At 62.2% G+C, this 16932-nt stretch carries 12 protein-coding genes, 1 tRNA gene and 4 pseudogenes; 5 read left to right on the forward strand and 12 right to left on the reverse strand.

Annotated elements, in window-relative coordinates:
- Positions 1 to 1785: 1785 nt before the first annotated feature.
- A complete protein-coding gene (locus F3H96_RS29805; RefSeq protein WP_149805217.1) occupies positions 1786 to 2112 on the forward strand; it encodes a hypothetical protein in 327 nt (108 codons plus the stop codon).
- 40 nt (positions 2113 to 2152) lie between these two features.
- Positions 2153 to 2554 carry a hypothetical protein gene (locus F3H96_RS29810; RefSeq protein WP_149805218.1) on the forward strand — a complete coding sequence of 134 codons (402 nt, stop codon included), beginning with the start codon at positions 2153 to 2155 and terminating at the stop codon, positions 2552 to 2554.
- A 262-nt stretch (positions 2555 to 2816) separates the two neighbouring features.
- Here the strand turns inward: F3H96_RS29810 and F3H96_RS29815 are convergent.
- From F3H96_RS29815 to fdnG, 8 genes and pseudogenes are all read right to left on the reverse strand, one after another.
- Positions 2817 to 2912 (reverse strand) — tRNA-Sec (locus F3H96_RS29815).
- Between the two features lie 126 nt (positions 2913 to 3038).
- Positions 3039 to 4865 (reverse strand): annotated as a pseudogene (gene selB / locus F3H96_RS29820) (selenocysteine-specific translation elongation factor); the annotation flags it as partial.
- Entirely contained in the window at positions 4862 to 5650 is a 789-nt protein-coding gene (locus F3H96_RS29825; RefSeq protein ID WP_149805219.1) for a tetratricopeptide repeat protein, read from the reverse strand. The pseudogene selB and the gene F3H96_RS29825, both read right to left, overlap by 4 nt.
- On the reverse strand, positions 5637 to 7058 hold the full coding sequence (selA, locus tag F3H96_RS29830; protein ID WP_149805220.1) for an L-seryl-tRNA(Sec) selenium transferase: 1422 nt from the start codon (positions 7056 to 7058) through the stop codon (positions 5637 to 5639). Before selA ends, F3H96_RS29825 begins: the two co-directional genes overlap by 14 nt.
- A 7-nt stretch (positions 7059 to 7065) precedes the next feature.
- Entirely contained in the window at positions 7066 to 7983 is a 918-nt protein-coding gene (gene fdhE, locus F3H96_RS29835; RefSeq protein WP_149805221.1) for a formate dehydrogenase accessory protein FdhE, read from the reverse strand.
- A gap of 103 nt (positions 7984 to 8086) precedes the next feature.
- Positions 8087 to 8791, reverse strand: a complete 705-nt coding sequence (locus tag F3H96_RS29840; RefSeq protein ID WP_149805222.1) for a formate dehydrogenase subunit gamma — start codon at positions 8789 to 8791, stop codon at positions 8087 to 8089.
- Positions 8778 to 9728, reverse strand: coding sequence for a formate dehydrogenase subunit beta (gene fdxH, locus F3H96_RS29845; protein WP_149805223.1), 951 nt, complete (start codon positions 9726 to 9728; stop codon positions 8778 to 8780). The genes F3H96_RS29840 and fdxH overlap by 14 nt, the downstream gene beginning before the upstream one ends.
- A 12-nt stretch (positions 9729 to 9740) precedes the next feature.
- Positions 9741 to 12827, reverse strand: a complete 3087-nt coding sequence (fdnG, locus tag F3H96_RS29850) for a formate dehydrogenase-N subunit alpha (RefSeq protein WP_149805224.1) — start codon at positions 12825 to 12827, stop codon at positions 9741 to 9743.
- Between the two features lie 211 nt (positions 12828 to 13038).
- Between fdnG and selD the strand changes: the two genes are divergently transcribed.
- Positions 13039 to 14088, forward strand: a complete 1050-nt coding sequence (gene selD / locus F3H96_RS29855; protein ID WP_149805229.1) for a selenide, water dikinase SelD — start codon at positions 13039 to 13041, stop codon at positions 14086 to 14088.
- A 364-nt stretch (positions 14089 to 14452) separates the two neighbouring features.
- On the opposite strand, the pseudogene F3H96_RS29860 reads toward selD, so the two are convergent.
- Positions 14453 to 14882 (reverse strand): annotated as a pseudogene (locus tag F3H96_RS29860) (transposase); the annotation flags it as partial.
- Here F3H96_RS29860 and F3H96_RS31445 point away from each other — a divergent pair.
- Positions 14883 to 15257, forward strand: a pseudogene (locus F3H96_RS31445) (ATP-binding cassette domain-containing protein); the annotation flags it as partial.
- An 87-nt stretch (positions 15258 to 15344) separates the two neighbouring features.
- Here the strand turns inward: F3H96_RS31445 and F3H96_RS29870 are convergent.
- Both F3H96_RS29870 and F3H96_RS29875 read right to left on the reverse strand, forming a co-directional pair.
- Positions 15345 to 15602 carry a hypothetical protein gene (locus F3H96_RS29870; RefSeq protein ID WP_149805225.1) on the reverse strand — a complete coding sequence of 86 codons (258 nt, stop codon included), beginning with the start codon at positions 15600 to 15602 and terminating at the stop codon, positions 15345 to 15347.
- Positions 15599 to 15940 carry a hypothetical protein gene (locus F3H96_RS29875; protein WP_149805226.1) on the reverse strand — a complete coding sequence of 114 codons (342 nt, stop codon included), beginning with the start codon at positions 15938 to 15940 and terminating at the stop codon, positions 15599 to 15601. Before F3H96_RS29875 ends, F3H96_RS29870 begins: the two co-directional genes overlap by 4 nt.
- Before the next feature lie 312 nt (positions 15941 to 16252).
- Between F3H96_RS29875 and F3H96_RS29880 the strand changes: the two genes are divergently transcribed.
- Positions 16253 to 16456, forward strand: a complete 204-nt coding sequence (locus F3H96_RS29880) for a hypothetical protein (protein ID WP_149805227.1) — start codon at positions 16253 to 16255, stop codon at positions 16454 to 16456.
- A gap of 227 nt (positions 16457 to 16683) precedes the next feature.
- Here F3H96_RS29880 and F3H96_RS29885 read toward each other — a convergent pair.
- A pseudogene (locus tag F3H96_RS29885) lies at positions 16684 to 16932 on the reverse strand (LysR family transcriptional regulator); the annotation flags it as partial.

Genomic DNA, 16932 nt, shown 5'->3' on the forward strand with positions numbered 1-16932 from the left:
TTCAAGCGCCCGTACGCCTGCTTAGTCGCGGGCGGCTATTAACCTTACGCCGATACGGGCGCGGTAGCGAATCCTGATTCAACGGCGCTGGACGCCCTGCTCCTGATCGGGAAGCGGCCCTGACGATCTGAGGGCGCCTCCCTTCCCTTTCATCGAGGCGACTGTCAGCGGGCATTGGCCGAAGGTGCCGTCTTGTCCTGGGTGGCCGAAGGCATAGACCTCACTGAAGCACCAGTCTGCGTATCGGTGGCCGGCACGGTATGATCCTCTCCCGATAGAGGACTACCCTGCCCGGGCACATCCTCGCCGGTCGGAGCTTTGTTGTTTATGCCGTTCTGGAACGGTTGGCTTGAGGTCGTCAAACCGCCTGCCGCTGTGGCGGTGAAGAGATGATCAGCTGCTGACGCCGGGCCAGCAAGCAGGGAAAACGCTGCAAAAACGATTAGCGCTCGCATGATGGTTCTCCAAGATTCAATGTCCGACGCCCTCTCGAAACATCAAGAGCGACAGGACTACCGTCCCTTCGGTGTTCAACGCCGCGCTTCGTCGCCCTGTTCCCAAAGAGTGAAGGAATGGCGGAGCGGTCAAGCCGGGCTGATCGGCCGCGTGAAGCACCTGCGCGGTGAGGAAGACCTTCGCCATGCAACCATGCAGGACTTCGAGGAAGGAACCTAAGCAGCTACATCATTTGTAAATGTCTACCGGCTCTGCAGGCCGGGCCTGCCGGCCATCTATAGGGGAACATTAGCTCCGTCTGACGGTTCTATTTCGATCGGAGGAGAGAATGGGTGATTCATGCGCATGATGCTCGTGACGGCAGCGCTTCTGATCTCAAATGCGGCATTCGCCCAAGAGCAAGTCGCTCCAGAGCAGCCGCGATGCTGGCTGGGATCGACGAGCTATTCCCCTGGAGCAACGGTTCGCGCTGGCGATGGCGTCATGTTGTGCACGCCCTCGTTTGCGTGGGAGACCAGCAAGGCGTCAGCCTCGGGTTGCGTGTTTGGACAAAGATTCTACAGCACGGGTGCCGTCCATGAGGGGAACGAATGTAAGCCGGACGGCACGTGGGCTACTGTCTCAAAGCCGTGAGTTAGAAATGAACGTCTTGGCAAGCGATCCGGGATGAGGAATTCGTCGTCCTTATGGATACGTGCCTATTATTTCGGCAAGAGCGTATTGTTTCGCCAGCCGGAGCCGCGTTCGATACCTAGCGCCGTAGGTCCGACGGTCATCCACCAACGCTACCCAACGGAACCGCCGGCCGCTCTTATCGGCCAGTGCGCCTCGCCGGTGGAATGGCGGCGATCCGCTCTAGATAGCCGATAGCCGCGCCACGGTGCTCGCCAGGGCCGGCCTAGCGATTCTGGCATACTACCAACGGATGCGTGCCGATCATCTCGGCAGAGGCGTATATTTAAGCGAGCCGGTGCCCATGTTTCGTTTCCGAGTCCCCGCCGGCTAGGCCCGGCGTTTGCTGGCCTCCCCGCCAGCCGGCCGGGCCGCTCCCGGCTTGCCATGGGCGAAAAACGGTGGAAAGTCATCAACCGTGATCTTCATGCAGCCGCGCTAATATAACCTCTGCCACAGCCGGCTCCCCACCCGAGTCGGCTAGGCCCGGCGGCTCATCCAACGCTACCCCAACGCGGAACCGTCGGGCCGCTACAGACAGGGCGCCGTACCTCGTCCTTCGTTCGGATGGCGATGATCCCAGGAATTTCCTCATATAATCAACACCAGCCGGTGCCTGTGAGTATCTAGTCGTGCGCCGCCGGTCAGGTCCGGCGTGTGCCGGTTTACCCCACTGGCCATGCCGGACCGCCAGTATTTAGGGACAAGGCGTCCACCGCTTCCGAATTGCTGGCACAGCAAGGGGGTCTTTTTCACATGCGATTGTCTGCTCAGCCTGCGCGAAAGCCAGGATCACCGAAATCCATATACTCGGCGCCGCTGCAGATCGAGGATGTGCAGATCGACGAGAACGGCGATGTGACCGTCTCGATTATTGCTGACGACATCTACTCGAAGAATTCCACACAGCGCTATCAGATCACGCTGACCGAAACCGAAATCAGCATTCTCTCTCGCTGCGCCAAACGGCGCTTTCGAGCATGACGCTTGCCTATAAGTCGCGGCTTATGCAATATCGCCCGGCATGCAGGATCACGAGCTTATCGAGCGGCCTGGCCGCGGCTGGACTCCATGGAAAGAAGGCACGGGCGGGAGCGACATCGACAAGGTGTGGTGGGCGGCGCGGTGCTTGCACTTCGCCAAACTGAACGTCTCATGCTGGTTCGATGGCTCGGATCTCGTCGGGATCGAGCATTGGGGCTATCGCCGGCAGCAATGGTGCATGAAGCGGCCGCCGGCGGATCATCCTCCGATGCCCGAAGTCTACCGGCTCGAGCGCGAGCGTGAGCGGCAGGAAGCGCTTGATCGAATCCGCATTGCCGCCCAAACCAGACCACTTGCCGCCATTGAGCGCACAGGCAAGCGCCAGAGCGCGCCGGACGTGTCAGCGGTGTGGAACAGCGGGCGGCAAGAACGCGCGCTGTAGGACTTCCCTGAGTCACCGGGGGGGCATTTGAGATCACCCAGGGCATGAAGGCCCGGGACCGCTGGGCTCGAAACTTCCCGCAAAACCACATTAATGTTTCGAGATGGTCAATCTGGCTCGCATTTTTGCAAATTGATGTTCTCGGAGGCTCAATTTGCAAGCCCGGGGGGCATTCGGTGGCGGGCTTTTCTTTTTGGGGGAGGGGCAATGGTTATGTCACAACCGCTTTTTGCCACCTAACTGATTGATTTTATTGGCATTGTGGCGGAAGAGAGTGGGAGTCGAACCCACCAAGGACCGGCTCGCGGCCCCTCCCGGATTTGAAGTCCGGACGCCCCACCGGGGACGATGCTCCTCCAAAATCTTCTTCGGATGGACCATTATCGTCCTGGCGGCGAAACAGGTCCAGCCGATGCTTGTTGATGCGCCGCAGGTCGCCAAGCCGCCAGGTGACGCCCTCCCGGTCGAGGAATTCAAGGATGCGAATGGCGACCTTGCGCCCGCTGCCCACACTATCGCGAAACTGTGCAACGCTGAACTGTCCGTCATGCTCGACCGCGAGACTGCGGACGATCTCGACGATCTCGGCCAGCGCTGAGCGAAGGAAGAACTGGTCGTGGGCGACCTCATGCACCTTGCCGATGCGTCCAGTAAGTTTCAGTAGCCGGCGAATCTCCGCTTCCGGCCTGGCAAGCCCCCCCGCGACGTCGCGTACTCTTGGGGGATGGAATCTCACCGGGCCGGCTATCAGAGGCTCGATCTCACGCCATAGAGCCTCCTCCCTGGCCGCTAGACGAACCTCGTGGCCCGGAAGCCGTATCCAGGCGCCGTCGAGCTCAATCTGACCGGCGCGGACGAGGCTGCGTATAGCAGCGTCGAAAGCCGACGCGGGAAGACAGGGATCGAGCTGAAGTCGCAGTTTCTCCGTTCCAACACCCGGCAAATCCGGGTTGCCGGCATGGAAGGACTCCAGGAAAGAGTTCAGGTCGCGCTTGAAGCGAGCCCAGCACATTGACGAAACCACGAACTGCGCCTGGCCGACAGCAAAGCTGACAAGTCCGAGACGATCGATGAGGCGTGCGACCTCGCCCGCGCCGAGTGCCCGGTCGCGTGCGAAGGCGCCGAGGTCGAGATAGCGGGGCGGTGTGTCTAGAAGCGCCACGACGGCCCTCTCCGGCGCCGGGACCGCATAGGCTTCGAGCCTGGCCAGCCGTTCCGGCGAACGGCGTTTGCGGCTCGGCGCCCTAAGGTCGATGAGACGCCCGCCGCCGATGGTCCGCCGCGAGGAGGTGTCGCGAACTACATAAGCGTCGCCGGCAGCGGCGGCGATCGGGCTCTCCAAGACGATCTGGACCTTGGCAGCGCCGCCCGGCGCTATGGGCTCGTCGCCGAGAAGCACGATCCTCGCTCCAACCTCGGCCGCGGCGTGGTGGAACCGCACCGGGAACCACTGCCCGATCGGCCTTGGCTCGCGCGGCAGCAGGCGCAACTCGGCGTCGACCCTGTCCGCCGGCGCGTGAAGCGTGGGATCGAGGATCACGTCTCCGCGGCGGATCGCCTCCTTGCTGACGCCGTCGCCCGTCAGACAGAGCGCGCAGCGGTCTCCGGCCCGGCCGCGCTCTGCCACCTGGTCCTGAACGTGGATCGAGCGAATGCGCGCGGTAAGCCCTGGCGGGCTCACCACCACGCTGTCACCGAGGCCAATGCTACCTGAGAGGACGGTGCCCGTCACGACTGTACCGATGCCATGCAGGGTAAAGCAGCGGTCGACCGCCAATCGAAAGCGGTCCGAGGCTGAGCGCCTAGCAAAGCGCGATGCCTCTTCGAACAGCTGGCGTCGAAGGTCATCGATGCCTTCCCCCGTGATAGTGGAGACAGGAATTGCCTCAGCCCCTTCCAGGGTGGTACCCGCGAGGGCGGCGCTGATGTCCGCGGCAACGGTGGCACGTCGTGTCGGGTCGGCGAGATCGCACTTCGAGAGCACGACCAGCCCGCGCTTGACGCCAAGGAGATCGACGATCGCCAGGTGTTCACGCGTCTGCGGCATGATGCCGTCGTCGGCCGCCACGACCAACAGGACGAAATCGATGCCGCTGGCGCCGGCGACCATGGTGTGCACGAAGCGCTCATGACCCGGAACGTCTATGAACCCGACGACGTCCCCGCTTGGCGTCGGAAGATAGGCGAAGCCAAGGTTGATCGTCATGCCGCGCGCCTTCTCTTCCTGGAGCCGGTCCGTGTCGACGCCGGTCAGTGCCTTCACCAGCGCCGTCTTTCCGTGATCGACATGCCCCGCCGTACCGACGATCATGGCGAAGGCTCCTCGATAGACGACGTGGCAAGGCGCTCGGCCTCGGCGATCTCGTCCGCGGTGAGCGCGGCGCGCGCCGCGTCGATATACCGACCTGCGAGAGCACTACGGCCTGCCTGCGCACGCAAGAGCCAGGCATAGGCTTCGACAGCGTCGGCGGGAACGCCGGCCCCGAGATGGCAGGCGGCGCCGAGCATCGCCTGACCGTCGGCGTCGCCGCGCAATGCCGCCTTGCGCCACCAGCGGACCGCTTCGGCAGGATCGCGCGGCACGCCGAGCGCATCGTGATAGAGCATGCCGACACGGGTCATCGCAGATGCGATCCCTTGCCCGGCGGCGGCAAGCGCCCAGCGCCGCGCTTCGGCGATGTCGGGCTCGATCCCCTTACCCTCGAGCAGCATCCAGCTCAGCATGTCCTGTGCCGGTCCGTCGCCCTGCTCGGCCGCGGCCCGATAGAGCTCGGCCGCGCGGCGGTAATTCTGTTCAACGCCTTCGCCGCGGAAACAGAGCGAGGCGAGGTTCCGCTGCCCAACTGGATCGCCGGCTTCGGCGGCGAGCGCCAACCAGCGCAAGGCAAGAATGCGGTCGCGCTCGACGCCGAGCCCCTCGGCAAAGCAGGCGCCGATATTGTTTTGGGCGCGAGCCGATCCCGATCGCGCCAGCGGTTCCCAAATGCCGAGAGCTGTGGCGTAGTCGCCCCGTTTGGCAGCGTCGAGGGCCGCGGCCAACTGGTCGGCCGCAGATGCCGGAGCGGCCTTGCGCGCGAGATGATCAAGCCATCGCATCGGCGCTGCCCCCTGGAGAGAAGGTTGCGAGATTGGTCACAAAGCCGGCTTCGTCTTCGAGGCAGCGCAGATCGAGCCTGAGCGCCTGCTTTTCGATGCGCCCGATCACTGGAACAGGCAGCGCGCGCAAGGCGGCTGCAAGCGTTTCCAGGGCCTGACCGCTTCCCGATTGGTGGCTGATGGCCAGCCCGGCGCTCGGCAGGGTGTCGAGCGGCATTGCACCCGATCCGACCTGGCTGCGGCATTCCACGACGTCCACCGCAAATTGATCGCCCAGAATATTGCAAAGCGCGGGGGCGAGGCGAAGGGCCTGCGCTGCAATATCGACGGCGGGGCGCGCGAGCAGCCTCAGAGTTGGCAACCGTTCCGCCAGGCGATCCGGATTGCGATAGAGCCTCAGCGTCGCCTCCAGTGCGGCCAGCCGCAGCTTGTCGAGGCGAAGCGCCCTCTTCATCGGGTTTCGGTTGATCTCGGCAACAAGATCCTTCCTGCCGACGATGAAACCTGCCTGCGGCCCTCCGAGCAGCTTGTCGCCCGAGAAGGTCACGAGATCGGCGCCGTCCGCGATCGCCTCGCCCACAGTCGGTTCGTACCCAAGGCCATATTGCGTAAGATCGATGATCGTGCCCGAGCCGAGGTCGTGGACGAGAGGTACGCGGCGCTCCTTGGCGATTGCCGAAAGCTTGCGCGCAGGAACCTCGGCCGTGAACCCCTCGATCCGATAATTCGACGTATGCACCTTGAGCACGACCCCGGTCGTTGGACCGATGGCCGACAGATAGTCCCGCAGATGGGTACGGTTAGTAGTTCCGACCTCAACGAGCTTCGCGCCCGCGCGGACCATGATGTCGGGCATACGGAACGAGCCGCCGATCTCGATCAGCTCGCCACGCGACACGATGGCCTCGCGGCCAAGCGAGAGTGTGTTGAGGACGAGAAGGACTGCTGCCGCATTGTTGTTGACAATGGTCGCGTCCTCGGCGCCGCTGAGATCGCATATAAGCGCCCGCAGATGATCGTCGCGTTCGCCGCGTCTGCCGGTCCCGATGTCGAACTCGAGCGTCACCGCGTCGCGCATGGCAGTGCGCATCGCCTCTAAAGCTTCGCCCGCGATGAGGGCACGGCCGAGATTTGTGTGCAGCACGGTCCCGGTGAGGTTGAAAACCGGGCGCAGCGATGGGCGCTCCGCGGCCTTGAGACGGACGAGCGCGTTGGCGGCGAGGTCGCTCGGTTCGGGCACTGCAGTCCCAGTACGGCAAGCTGCCCGTGCTTGTTCGAGCGCATCCCTGACGGCGCGCGTCGTGGACTGCTGGCCGAAGCGCTCGACCGCCACGGCCGCGAACGGTGTCTTCAACACCTGATCGACTGAGGGCAGATCACGCAGGCCGCGTGCGGGCAGGCCGGTCATAGCATCCTCAGTAGCCGATCAGGAACGGGTTGAACGATCCGCGGCGATAGCCTGTTTCGCGCACGAGCATGTCGAGGCCAAGCGTCGCCACGTCATCAGCGATTGGGTCGAGAGCGGGATCCTTGTGCTGATGCAGGATCTTCACATAGCGGCCGCAGGAATCGCAGGTCTCGGCCTTCACGACGCCCTGCCCGCCTTCGATCTCCTGGTAGCCGATGCCCTTTGTCGAGCCGCACAACGTGCATTTGATGCGCACGTGGTTCCACAGCGTACCGCACAGCGAACACGCGCAGAAGCGCGACCCGTGAGCCCCCTGCCAGCCGACAATGATCGATGATGCGGGCGGGCAGCCGCAGGCCGGGCATGCGCCCTCGCCTACCGGCACCAGCGGGGGGACGTCGAGGCGGGCGGCGAGACGGGCGAAGTGGACCTGCAGCGCGGCGGCGGTATAGACGTGCTCGGCGAGCGCCTCCATCAGGATCGCACCGGCGAGTACATTGCGCATCATGCCAGCGCGCTTCGCCGGAGTGGCCTGCCTCAAACGGTCCAGCGCATCGGCTGCGGCGACCGGCTTCTCGATCGCCGCCGCCGCTATAGTCAGGCGATCGAGCGTCTCCGCGGCCGTCTCGAGCGCGAGGCTGTTGCGGTCGAGCGGCGGCATTCCAAAGCTGCGCGCGCGCTCGCGCGCTGCGGGATCAGGCATCTGTGGCTCCGCCAGGCCCTCCTGAATGCGGTGCTGCACATCGGCGAGAGCGGCGAGAAAGCGAAGATAGGGACCTAGCTCATGGCCTGCCGCCAGCGCGTTCCACCGCCGCGCGCGGCGAGAGAACAGGCTTTCAGGCTCGGGAAGGCGGGCAAAGGGAGGGGCGGAGACCTCGCCGATGGCGGTGGGGTCGGAACCGGCCGGAATGATCTGTCTTGGCATTCGAGCCTCACGAACCGCACGGGTCACGTGGTTGCCTGACCGGCACAAAAATCATGTGCAAACATCAAACTAGGGCGGCAATGTCATCCGACCAGCGCCCACTCTATTCGGCGGGCTTCGATCCCGATGATCCTGTTCCCTTGCCTGATTTGGTGACGAGCTCCCGCAGCCATTTGCGGTGATGTCGCCAGGCCCAGCCGCCGGTCACCCGTCCGCGCGTCATGGCGGGAATGGTGCCGCGCACCCAGATGGCCGAGTAGAAATGCACGATCCAGACGCCGATGATCGCCACCGCGGCTAGCGAGTGGACAAGTATGGCCACGCGCTTCTGATCGATTGTCGTATACTGGGAGAAATATTGATCCCATGCCAACAACCCGCTGGAGATGAGGATCACGATCAGCACCGACATCGACCAGAAGACGAGTTTTTGGCCGGCATTGTACTTGCCGACCTCGGGAACATTGTCCTCATGGTTGGTCAGCACGTCACGGAAACGGCCGAGCCACGTCCCGTCCTCACGCCTCCACAGATTGGCCTTCCAGAATCGAAGGAAAAGTCCAAGGAAGCTGAAGAAGAGCACGACGCCTATCCAGGGATGGATGAAGCGTGTGAACTGGCCCCCGCCGAAAAGGCGGGACAGGAAGAACAGGCTCGGGTGGAACATCGCCAGGCCGGACAGGGCGAGCAGGACCAGGCTTGCCGCCGTGATCCAATGGTTGATCCGTGCCCCCACCGTGTAGCGATCCACGATCACCGGCTTGCCAGGATGGATCCGTTCGTTCGGTTGGAGGTCATCGGCGGCCATGGCTGGCGCCTTCCGTCAACTCTTCGGCGTGCTCCTCATCCGCCTCGGTTACCCTGTTCGGTCCCATGATCAGGTGGTGGAGCAAGCCGACGCCGGCTGCCACGCCCAAGACCGTGAGGCCTGCGTATTTGGTGACACCTTTCCACGCCTCCACCAGCGGACTGATCTTCGGGTCCTTGGGCAGGCCGCTGTAAATCTCTGGCTTGTCGGCATGATGCAGCACATACATCACATGTGTGCCGCCGACGCCCGGCGGATCATAGAGGCCGGCATTGACGAAGCCGCGCGACTTTAAGTCCTCGACGCGCTTGGCGGCCCAGCCCTTCATCTCGTCCTTGGTGCCGAAGACGATCGCCTGAGTCGGGCAGGCCTTGGCGCAAGCCGGCCCTTGACCGACCGCCACGCGGTCGGAGCAGAGCGTGCATTTGTAGGCCGTGTGGTCGACCTTGGAGATGCGTGGGATGTTGAACGGGCATCCCTTTATGCAATAGCCGCAGCCGATGCAGTTCTCGTGGACGAAATCGACGATGCCGTTCGAATACTGAACGATCGCGCCCGGCGCCGGACAGGCCTTGAGACAGCCCGGATCGGCGCAATGCATGCAGCCGTCCTTGCGGATCAGCCATTCAAGTTCGTTGGTCTCGGGATTGTCCCATTCACTGTAGCGCATCAGCGTGAACATATCCGGCGTCAGGTCGGGCGGATTCTCGAAGGCGCCGGTAAAGTCGCCAACTTGCGGATGCGTGTCGTTCCACTCGATGCAGGCCGTCTGACAGGCTTTGCAGCCGATGCATTTCGAGACATCGATAAGCTTGGCGACTTCGGTCAGTTGCTTTTCAGGGGCGGGCACGTTCGACGCCGAGCGGCGGATGAGGTCCTTCCCGGAGAAACGCGATGCCATATCCGTCGTCGAAGGATTGGGGAGCGGAGGAAACATCGTTTGCTCCTTCTACGCCACCGGCCCTGGTGCGGGCTCGATGTTGACCAGGAACGCCTTATATTCCGGGGTCTCGATATTGGCGTCGCCGACAAAGGGCGTCAGCATGTTCGGACCGAAGCCCTTCTTTGCCGCGCCCGTGAAGCCCCAGTGCAGCGGTATGCCCACGATGTGAATGGTCTTGCCGTCGCAGGTGAGCGGCCTGATCCGCTTGGTCACCATGGCCTTCGCCACGACCGAGCCGCGCTTCGACCATACGCGCACGTATCCGCCCTTGGTGATGCCCTTCTCGGCCGCAAGCTGTTCCGAGATCTCCACGAAGAACTCCGGCTGGATCACCGCATTGACGATGACGTGCTTGGTCCAGAAGTGGAAATGCTCGGTCAGGCGGTAGGAAGTCGCCGCATAAGGGAACTCCTGCGAGGCCGCTTCGGCGAACTGGGCCAGATCGCCTTGGAATACCCGCGCCGCGGGATTGCCGCGGACTTTCGGTGCAATCGGATTGACGATCGGCGACTCGAACGGCTCATAATGCGCCGGGAATGGTCCGTCGCGCATCATGCCCCGGGTAAAGAGGCGCGAGACGCCTTCCGGGTTCATGATGAACGGGCCGACCTGGTCGGGCTTGGCGGTGGGCAAAATGTCGGGCACGTCGTAGCCCGCCCACTTCGTGCCGTCCCATTCGATCACTTTGCGGCTCGGATCCCAAGGTTTTCCAGCGAGATCCGCAGAGGCCCTGTTGTAGAGGATGCGGCGATTGGCGGGCCATGAGAACGCCCATTTCGAATAGAAGCCGGCGTCGTCGGGATCGGTCGTGTCCCGCCGGGCCATGTTGTTGCCGTTCTCGTTGAAGCAGCCGGAATAGATCCAGCAGCCGCAGGCGGTCGAGCCGTCGTCGCGCAACGCGGCAAAGGCCGGCAGCAGCTTGCCGGCCTCGGCCAGCACCTTCGTCGGGTCCGCCGTGTCGGTCACTCTGGCCAGCGCCCTGCCGTTGATCTCCTGGGCAAGTTCCTCGGCTTTCGGATCGCCGGGATCGGCGTAAGGCCAGGCGAGCTTGACGATCGGATCGGGGAAGGCGCCGCCTTCCTTGGTGTAGAGCTCCTTGAGGCGAAGATAGAGCTGCGCCATGATCCACGTGTCGCGCTTAGCCTCACCGGGGGGCGTGCCGCCGGCCCAATGCCACTGCAGCCAGCGCCCCGAATTGACCAGCGAGCCGTCATCCTCGGCAAAGCAGGTGGATGGCAACTGATAAACTTCCGTCTGAATCTGCGATGGATCGACATCGTTATACGGCCCGTGGTTTTCCCAGAACCGCCCTGTCTCCGTATCCAACGGATCCATGATGACAAGGAATTTGAGCTTCGAGAGCGACTCAAGCAGCTTCTTCTTGTTCGGAGCGGCCTGCAGCGGGTTGAACCCTTGGCAGAAATAACCGTTCATCTTGCCCTGGTGCATCAGCTCGAAAGCACGCAGCAGATCGTATCCCGGCAGGTCGAGCTTCGGCAGGTAGTCATAGGCGAAGTCGTTCTCAGGCGTCGCCGCATCGCCCCACATCGATTTCTGGAAGCTTACGAAGAACTTCTTGTAGTTTTGCCAATAACTCATCTGGTTCGGCCGCAGCGGCTTGAAGCCGCGCGTCGACATGTAAGTGGCGAGGTCTGGCTCCTTCTGCGTCGGCAGCGTGAGATAGCCGGGCAGCAGGTTCGACATCAGCCCGATGTCAGTCAGCCCCTGAATGTTGGAATGGCCGCGCAGAGCATTCATCCCTCCGCCACGGATGCCGATATTGCCGAGCACAAGCTGCAGCATGGCCATGGCGCGAATATTCTGCGACCCCTTCGAGTGCTGCGTCCAGCCGAGCGCATACATCGACGTCATCGCCTTGTTCGGCGCGGACGTTTCGGCGACCATCTTGGCCACCTGCAGGAATTTCTCCTTCGGCGTGCCGCAGATGCGCTCCACCATCTCCGGCGTATATACTGCGACGTGGTTCTTGAGCAGGTTCCAGACACAACGGGGATTGGCCAGGGTCTCGTCGACAACGGCGAAGCCGTCGGGTCCGATATCGTAATCCCAGGTCGACTTGTCGTAGTCCCGCTTCGCCTCGTCATAGCCGGAAAACAGGCCGTCCTTGTACGTGAAGCCCTGCTTGACGACATAGGCCGCGTTGGTGAACGCCTTCACATAGTCCCACTGCACCTTGTCGTTCTGGATGCAGTAGTTGATGAGCCCGAGCAGGAAGGCGATGTCTGTTCCCTGGCGGATCGGCGCATAGACGTCTGACACGGAGGCTGAGCGGGTAAAGCGCGGATCGATGACGATGAGCTTGGCGCCGCGGTTGGCCTTCGCTTCCGTAACCCATTTGAACCCGCAAGGATGCGCCTCGGCGGCATTGCCGCCCATGATCACAACAAGATCCGTGTTCCTGATGTCGGTCCAGGAATTGGTCATTGCACCGCGGCCGAATGTTGGGGCGAGACTCGCCACCGTCGGGCCGTGTCAGACACGTGCCTGGTTATCGAACACCAGCATGCCTGCGCTGCGAACCACCTTGTAGGTCGCGAACGCGGTTTCATTGGTCGAAGCCGAGGCGGCGAGAAAGCCCGTGGTGATCCACCGGTTGACCGTCACGCCGTCATTGTTCCTGGCGACGAAATTCTTGTCGCGATCGTCCTTCATCAGACGAGCGATGCGATCTAGCGCTTCCTCCCAGCCTATCGGCTCGAACTTGTCGGACCCGGGCCTGCGGATCATTGGATGCTGTAGCCGGGTCGGGGATTTTACGAAGCCGAGCAGAGCCGATCCCTTGGGGCACAAGGTGCCGCGATTGGTCGGGTGGTCGGTATCGCCCTCGATATGGGTGATCTCGGCCTTCTCGCCCTTCCTGAGGTCGCCCTTCGAATACATGATGATGCCGCAGGCCACCGAGCAATATGGGCAAGTGTTGCGCGTCTCGGCCGTTTTTGCGAGCTTGAAGGGCCGTATCGCGGCCGCATGTGCGGCCTCGACGTCGGCGAAGCCGAAAGCTCCCAACGTCGTGCCGGCGAGACCCGCGCCTGCGGTCTGCAGGAACGCGCGCCGTGAGAGTTCAACATTCATCTGGATTTCCTCCCGAATTCCATGCCCATAGGGCATCCAGAACCAAGGAACAGTGACGCCATTTTGGACCGAATTGGCGCAATGTCAAAAACTTAGGGCGCAGATCGAACGCAGCAAATGTTTCGCGCGAAAAAATGCGATTGACGGTTTTCCGAACGCGACCCTACAGTGTGGCGTGGCGTTTGAAACTGCTCCCGCGGTGCGGGGCGATATCTCGGAAGCACCTCCGCGCCTGACCAGCCTTGCTCATGGCGGCGGTTGCGGGTGCAAGCTGGCGCCCTCCGTCCTCCAGCAGCTTCTTGTCGAGCAGGCGGAACCCAGCCTCTTCAGGCAGCTCCTTGTCGGTACTGAAACCGGAGACGATGCCGCCGTCTGGCAGATCGACGACACGACCTGCGTGATTGCTACCACCGATTTCTTCATGCCGATGGTGGACGATCCATACGATTTCGGCCGGATCGCTGCGGCCAACGCACTCTCCGACGTCTATGCAATGGGCGGCCTGCCGATCATGGCCTTGGCCATCGTCGGAATGCCGATCGCGAAATTGCCGACGCACACGGTGCGGGAAATCATGAAAGGCGGGCGCGACATCTGCGGCACAGCAGGGATACCGGTCGCCGGCGGCCATTCGATCGACTCACCGGAGCCGATCTACGGCCTTGCCGTGATTGGCACCTGCCGGCCAGCGGACATCCGGCGCAACTCCGGGGCCAAGCCGGGAGATATGCTAGTCCTGACCAAGGGGCTCGGTGTCGGAATCTATTCAGCGGCCATCAAAAAGCAGGCGTTGTCGCCCGATGGTTATGAAGAAATGATTACTTCGACAACACTTCTCAATCGGATCGGATCGGAACTCGCCAAGGACGCAAGCGTGCATGCGATCACCGACGTGACGGGCTTTGGTTTGCTCGGACACGCCCTTGAAATGGCGCGCGGCTCACACTGCAGACTGGTGATCCGCGACCGCGCCGTTCCCGTCTTTGCGCAGGCTTCATCACTTGCGCAACAAGGCTTCGTCACCGGAGCGTCGCGGCGTAATTGGGCAAGTTACGGCGATGCGGTGCGGCTGCATGAAGGCATGCCGGAGTGGCGGCGCGATCTGCTCACCGACCCACAAACCTCAGGTGGGTTGCTGATTGCTTGCGAGCCCGGGAGCGCAGGCACATTGGTCGAAAGGATCGTCGCAAGCGGCTACCCGTCGGCCAGCTTGATCGGATGCGTAAAACGCGGCCGACCTGCGATAGCAATGGAGAAATGAGTCTCAGGATCGAGCTATAGACCTGACGGCCAGCCACCATCCGAGTGCCGCGAGAGGCGCCGTGGGATGAGCCCGCAGCGATCAACGGCTGTCGATCTATGACTTGTGAGGTGATGTTCTTGGCGCGCAAGGACATTCAGGAGCGCATCGGCTGTCTCGACGGGATTTTCCTTTGTCGGTCGTCGCACCGCCTCCGGTTCGGGGCGCCGCGTAGCGCCACCTTCCTTGGTGTCCTCTGGCCCCGCGGCTTACCCATTTCCCCAAGACTAGTTGGCTGCAGGGCCGTCTGACAGCCCGCCAGCGCGCTGGCCCTGTCCTGGTTATGTGCGTCAAGTTCTGCAAAAAGGAGCGGCCATGGTAGAGGTCATGCGGCTTGGCGCAGGGCGAGCTTCTTGTGCTCGCGCAGATCATCCATGTTGATGTAGCGGTTGGCCTCCATCCAGTTTTCGTTGGTCTCGACGGCCAGCGCCCTGACCAGGCGCAGGCAGCTTTGGGCGTTGGGAAAGATGCGCACGACATAGGTGCGCCGGCGGATTTCCTCGTTGAGGCGTTCGAGCATGTTGGTGGACTTCAGGTGCTTGTGGTGCTGGCGCGGCAGGCAAAAGAAGGTCAGCGTGCGTTCGATGGTCTCCTCCACCCATGTCGTCAGCCGCGGATAGCGGCCCGACCATTTGGCAAGCCATGCGGCGAGATCGGCCTTGGCCTCGGCGAGATCGCGTCGGTCGTAGAGCCAGCGCAGCACCTGCAGGCAGTCGTCGCCATGCTTGCGCGGCAGATGAATCGAGCGCGTTCCTCTGCCCGAGTTCACCGCACGCGAGAATGTCGAGATTCCGATGCGCAAGCTCGGCCGGCTTTCGCGGCAGGATATGCATGACCGGGCCGGCGACCTGCTCGCATCGCTCGGCCTAGCCGAACAACTCGACCAGCAGCCCGATAAGCATTCGGGCGGACAACGCCAGCGTGTCGCGGTAGCGCCCGCTTGCCAACGACCTGCCGCTCATCCTCGCCGATGAGCCCACCGGGAGCCTCGACACCACCGAGCAGGTCTTCACAATATTGGAAGACCTTGTGCGCAAGCTCGGCAAGAGTGTCGTTGCGGTGACGCACGATCTTAAGATGGCCGCTGCATGGACCGGCGGATCGAGCTTGTCGACCGGAGGGTGAGGTAGGTTGGCCCTGCGCTTGCCGTGGCCGCCGCATTGGAAAAAGGCCGTTCCAGGTAAGCACGATGGAACGGCCTTCTTGGCACTGAGAGCTTAATAGGCAGGTTTTGGCGCTGCAGTCTTCGCCGTGTGCTTACGATGCTTCACCGGGCACTTGTGCGTCTTGGTCGGCTTGCAGACCTTCTTGGTCGCGACTTTGTGCGGCTTCGCAGCCATGGTTGTGGTCGGCGCGGGTGTCGCGGTCGTGGCAGCCGGAGCGGTCGTCTTGGTGGCGGCGGCGATGCCGAGAGCCGGCATCGAGAAAGCCAAGGCAACAGCGAGGCCGAGGGCGCAGAGAAGAGACTTCTTCATGGCTTTTTCTCCTTACTGTGCAAGTCGGTTTTGGGTGACACCACATCGGGATCAATCGGTGTCACGCCAAGCAGCTTCAACGCGTTTGCGAGCATCCGGATGCCCTGCGCCTGCTTCTTGTTGGCGCAGAACCGGTTTGCCCTTTTTTGAAGTGCTTTCGCCGCGGTGACCTGCGTTGCCGCGGCATGGGTTTGGAGGGCTTCGTCAACTTGGCGGCTGAGATTGGTGCAGCGCTCGGTCCGGGTCGTCGCAACCTTTGCCTCGCCAGCTTCGATCGGGCCGGTGACGAGCAAAATGCCGACCAACGCGCCTATCAAGGTGATCGAGAACCTTTGCATCGCTTGTCCCATCCGAACAAGTGCTGCGCTGCTGCAGCCGATGAAGGACCCTCTGTATGGTGGATTCTACGCTTGAATGATTTCTGGATTTTTTCTGGAATGTTTCTGAATGATGTCTGGAGGTTGCAAGCAGGCTTCTTCGCAGCTGTCGAACTTGGAGTGAACGATTGCAGCCGCCCTTGCGCCTACGGCGAATAGATGAATCCTGCCATCCAATCGAAGGATGAGATCCATCACGGCCTGATGCTACTTTACAGATGGCAGCCCAGTTTTGCGGCCCAAGAAGCCAGTTGGCTTTAGGGGTTAGTAGCTATGAGCAAAACGATTCTCAGTGCCTTCGTTATCCTAGCGGTCAGCATCGGCCATGCCGAAGCCAAAGACCGCAAGGTCCCACCGGTTTGCAGCGCATCAAGCAAGCTCTTCGAGGTCCTGGGCGGTAAGTGTTTTCTAGTGAAAGGTTCGATGATCTACGGCGACATCGCCGATCTTTCCCAGATAATCCATTTGGGCTGGTAGCCAGAGCACATCCGCGTCTTCCACGCTGGCTACGTCGCTGCGAATGCGGCACGCCTTTGATACCTGGAGGCCTGTTTTCCAGCCTCGAAATCGCAAACGGCGTGCAAAGCTCGATCAAGCGCTAAAGGCTCGAGGTGACGTTAAGGTTCCATGGTCGTATCTTAGACCTAACTTCCGCTATAGTCCGGCAACTGCAAGTCATCGCGAAGTTCACGTCAAGCAGCGGGTCACCAACGAGGGACGAAGCAGACCTGATTGCGGGCCAAAGGCAGCCTTGAAATTCCGAGATCCGCGCGGCCGGACAGGATGTGCTCACCAATCTGGTCGTAGCTTCTCGAAATCGATCGGACGCTTGAGGCGGTCTTGGAACGGATGATCGCCACGACCCTGGGCAGGGTCACGAAACCGAAGACAGCGGGCGCGGCAATCGATATGCGTTGCTTGTCGTCGTTCTTCATCGCGAAGATCGACCCCTC

Origin of the sequence: Mesorhizobium sp. NFR06, from assembly GCF_900115245.1 — a bacterium.
In the GTDB taxonomy this organism is placed as follows: domain Bacteria; phylum Pseudomonadota; class Alphaproteobacteria; order Rhizobiales; family Rhizobiaceae; genus Mesorhizobium.

Bases quoted from the DNA above. Each gene is read 5' to 3' on its own strand.
- F3H96_RS29810 (WP_149805218.1), top strand. From the start codon at position 2,153: ATGCAGGATCACGAGCTTATCGAGCGGCCTGGCCGCGGCTGGACTCCA.
- F3H96_RS29825 (WP_149805219.1), bottom strand. From the start codon at position 5,650: ATGCGATGGCTTGATCATCTCGCGCGCAAGGCCGCTCCGGCATCTGCG.
- selA (WP_149805220.1), bottom strand. From the start codon at position 7,058: ATGACCGGCCTGCCCGCACGCGGCCTGCGTGATCTGCCCTCAGTCGAT.
- fdhE (WP_149805221.1), bottom strand. From the start codon at position 7,983: ATGCCAAGACAGATCATTCCGGCCGGTTCCGACCCCACCGCCATCGGC.
- F3H96_RS29840 (WP_149805222.1), bottom strand. From the start codon at position 8,791: ATGGCCGCCGATGACCTCCAACCGAACGAACGGATCCATCCTGGCAAG.
- fdxH (WP_149805223.1), bottom strand. From the start codon at position 9,728: ATGTTTCCTCCGCTCCCCAATCCTTCGACGACGGATATGGCATCGCGT.
- F3H96_RS29870 (WP_149805225.1), bottom strand. From the start codon at position 15,602: ATGAAGAAGTCTCTTCTCTGCGCCCTCGGCCTCGCTGTTGCCTTGGCT.
- F3H96_RS29875 (WP_149805226.1), bottom strand. From the start codon at position 15,940: ATGCAAAGGTTCTCGATCACCTTGATAGGCGCGTTGGTCGGCATTTTG.
- F3H96_RS29880 (WP_149805227.1), top strand. From the start codon at position 16,253: ATGAGCAAAACGATTCTCAGTGCCTTCGTTATCCTAGCGGTCAGCATC.